The sequence below is a fragment of the uncultured Thiocystis sp. genome (assembly GCF_903866365.1).
GTDB lineage: Bacteria > Pseudomonadota > Gammaproteobacteria > Chromatiales > Chromatiaceae > Chromatium.
The window spans coordinates 1-3226 of sequence record NZ_CAIPNF010000067.1 but is presented as its reverse complement, the minus strand read 5'-3'; the positions used below and the strand labels follow the sequence as shown (position 1 = coordinate 3226).

The window sequence follows — 3226 nt, the reverse complement described above, 5'->3', positions numbered from 1 at the left end:
CTGCCTCGACGTGCTCAAGGAACGTCCGCGCCGCCGTCGCTTGCAAACCGTTCCGGCCAGGGTCATGCAGATGATGAACTCACAAGTGCGTCAACGGTGCGGTTAAGTTGGCGCTTATGGGGCGCCGCCCCAGTAGACACGTCCCTGCAACGCCGACACCCGACTCTGGTTGCGCAGTTGGGTGAAGCACTCTGACAGAAAGTCGCTCACCAGACCGAAGTGCTCCGTGAAGAGCCCAGGATTGAGCTTCGGCACGTCCCAGCCGGGCAGAAAGCCATGGATGCGATCCATGAAGGCCGTGTCATTTCGCATCTCGGGTGGCAAGGGGCCGAGCAAATGACCAATGCGCTGCTGATGCTCCACGTCGACCTCGAAGTTGCCAACCAGCACGATCGAGCCGTCGGCGCGGATGCTCTCCTTCCCCCGCGAGAACTCGCCGCTCTCCATGTAACCCTTCATGATGTTGACGCCATCCTTCTGGTCGAAGGAGACGCCCGACACCTCGTCGAAGCAGACCACGTCGTACTGGCAGACCAGCCCGCGCTGGCCGGTGGCATTGTTGACGAACATCCGCGCGACCGTGGCCTTGCCGCCGGAGATCAGATGGGCATAGGGCGAGACCTGCTGGAACAGGTGTGACTTGCCGGTCCCGCGCGGCCCGAGTTCGACCAGGTTGTAGTTGCGCTCGACGAAGGGCACCATGCGCAGCAGCAGCGCATCCTTGGCGCGCTCGGATAGGGTCGAGGGCTCGAACCCGACGCTGCGCAGCAGCAGGTCGCGCCACTCCGCGGTGGAAAACCCCTGACGCCCTTGAGCCAGGACCGCCAGCACCTCGCGCTGAGACAACTGGATCGGGCGCAGCGACTCGACCCCGAAGGGACGCCCGTTCTTCTCCTGCGCGATGGATGCGTCATAGCCGAGGGTAACCTCGGCGTAGAAACCGCCGGTCAGCATCCGCTCGTGGTCCTTGACCAGCTCCGGCGTCAGGCGGACATCGGTGAGGCGCAGACTCGGCAGGGTGGCAATGTAGGAGTCGCTCCGCGCGTCCAGACGGGCCGTGATGAGGTCGATGATCTTGACCGAGCCCGACTCGCGGGCGCGCGCCTTGAACAGCTCCTCCTCGCCTGCCTTGACCGTGCGCGAGCCCAGTTGTCGCTGGACGATGTCCAGACCCTCCTGGATCTCGGTCTCATCGGTGGTGGCGCAGTAGCGGCCCAAGAGGAATTCCACGACATAGGTCGGCACGGGAAACTGCCGGCTGAAGGTTCGTACCAAGTCCTTGCGCACGACATAGCCCTCGAAGGCCGCTGTCGCTTTGCTATCCAGGTCATCGAGTTGCATCAGAAATTCCTTGGGTTCATCTCGAAGTCGGTCAGAAACACCCCTTTCCTCTGCGGGCGGGGCCGGAGGTGAGGGTGAGTCAACCGCCGACGGTGGTCGCCTGCTTCTGCACGACCTCACCGTTGGGGCCAAGCACCACCACCACGGCCGCCGCACCGAGCTGATCGTCGTCGGCCACCGCGAGGTTGGCCTTGCCACCCTCCAGCGTCTTCACACTGGCCGCCAGCGAGGTCGAGGCCAAGGCCGCCTTGGTCCGGATGTCGATCTGAAGTCCCTCGGCCAGGGTCTCGACCGCGACGATGCAGCGCAGCCCCTTCCAGGTCAGGGCGCGAATCTCGGCCTTCAGGTCCGCCGCGCCGGCATCCGCGATCTCCAGGAAGAGGACTGGCACCAGGCACTCCTGCAGGCTCAGGCCGCCATGGGCGTAGTCGTTCCCGGCGATGAAACAGGAGACACCAGGCGCGTAGGCGACTTGAACCTGGCCACACCAGCTCCAGCCAAAGGTGAGCGAGGTTCCGTGCGCACTGTCCTTGAGGATGGCGCAGCGCCCCCCTGTCGTCTCGGTCTGATGTTTGGGCAGCTCGGACTTGGGCAGTCCGCCGGGGAGGAGCAGCCACCCATGATCTGTCACGATGCGGAACCGCTTCCAACCCGCCTGCTGTAGCTCGGAGAGGCGCTCCAGTACCTGGGCGAGTTGGGTGTCGAGATCGCGCGCCAGACGCACTCCATGGGCATGGCCATAGTGATCGAGATCCCCGGCCTCGGTCCAGGCCCGGCCGGTCGGATCTCCGGTCGCCTGGCTGTCCAGCGGCTGGATCCCCTGCTCAGTGAGCAGCCGACGGAAATGATGTCCCGAGAGCGGCTTGCCATCGCTGGCCACGCGCGGGAGGAAATCCTGGTCGGCCGCGTCGCCCGCGACCAGGTGCGCCACGGGGGAGCACCACACCTTGCCCGAGGCAGTGACCGACGGTAGGCTGGTCCAGCGCGCCTCCAGTTCGACCTTGCCGAGCCTGTCCAGGCGCTCCTTGAGCCCAACCGCTACGTCGTAGCGCAGACCGTCCACGAAGACCGTGCAAACCCCATCGTCCGACCCCTCGCTCAGGCTCGCTGGTATCGTCACGCCAAAACCACCCAGGATCCTGGTGGCCTCTTGCAACCGCCTGGCGGACTCCTCGATCCAGGGCAAATAGAGGGCGCGCACGGCCGCGGCGACCGCGTCGAGATCGGCTTTGGTCTGGACGGCTCCCAGGGCGCGGAGTGCCGCCGCATCCACGCGCCAGCCGCCATCTTGATAGCTCCTGGCCAGTTGTTCGGGTGTTGTCCCGGTCGGGAGCGGCTGGCTGCGCGTGGCCAGCTCCGCCAGGTGTCCCAGGGCCGTCACCACCGGCGACAAGCCCATCCGCCGCCACAGCCAGTCGCGCCGTCCCCCATGTTTCTGTTCGGCCTCCAGAACGGCCGCTCGTGCCGTGTCGGAGGGCATGGCGCCGCACGCTGACAGCGCGTAGCGCAGGGCGGCCTCTGCCTGCTCGTTCACCTGGGGATAGCCGGCCAGCGCCGAGGGTTCAACGAATAGCTCCAACTGTCCCTGCGGCGGCTGGACCTTCAGCAGCCGCGCGTAGACGTTGGGGAAGCTCGTGAACGAATCGCGGTAAAGCTCCGCGACGGCCGACCACTGGCCATCCCCATTGGCCAACCGCTCGGCTGCGGCGAGGGGGCCGTCATTCACCGGATGAAAACCGAAATCCGCCTTGCAGCGTTTCAGGAAGACGCTCCAGCGGGTGTTACCCCATTGCTTCTGGGCCGCCTCGGGGTCGTTCATCCACACCAGCAGGTCTCGCGTGGGGTTTGGCGCCAGCAGACTGTGCAGCCACTCGGCGTTGATCTG

Annotated in this window: 2 protein-coding genes; both read right to left on the bottom strand. The window is 65.7% G+C overall.

Annotated elements, in window-relative coordinates; genetic code table 11:
• Window positions 1-114: 114 nt before the first annotated feature.
• On the bottom strand, window positions 115-1341 hold the full coding sequence (gene brxL, locus QZY07_RS04490; RefSeq protein ID WP_295400121.1) for a BREX system Lon protease-like protein BrxL: 1227 nt from the start codon (window positions 1339-1341) through the stop codon (window positions 115-117).
• Between the two features lie 79 nt (window positions 1342-1420).
• The coding region (gene pglZ / locus QZY07_RS04485; RefSeq protein WP_295400120.1) for a BREX-1 system phosphatase PglZ type B at window positions 1421-3226 on the bottom strand (1806 nt) is incomplete at its 5' end.

Coding starts and splice junctions, on each gene's coding strand:
- brxL (WP_295400121.1), bottom strand. CDS start 1,341: ATGCAACTCGATGACCTGGATAGCAAAGCGACAGCGGCCTTCGAGGGC.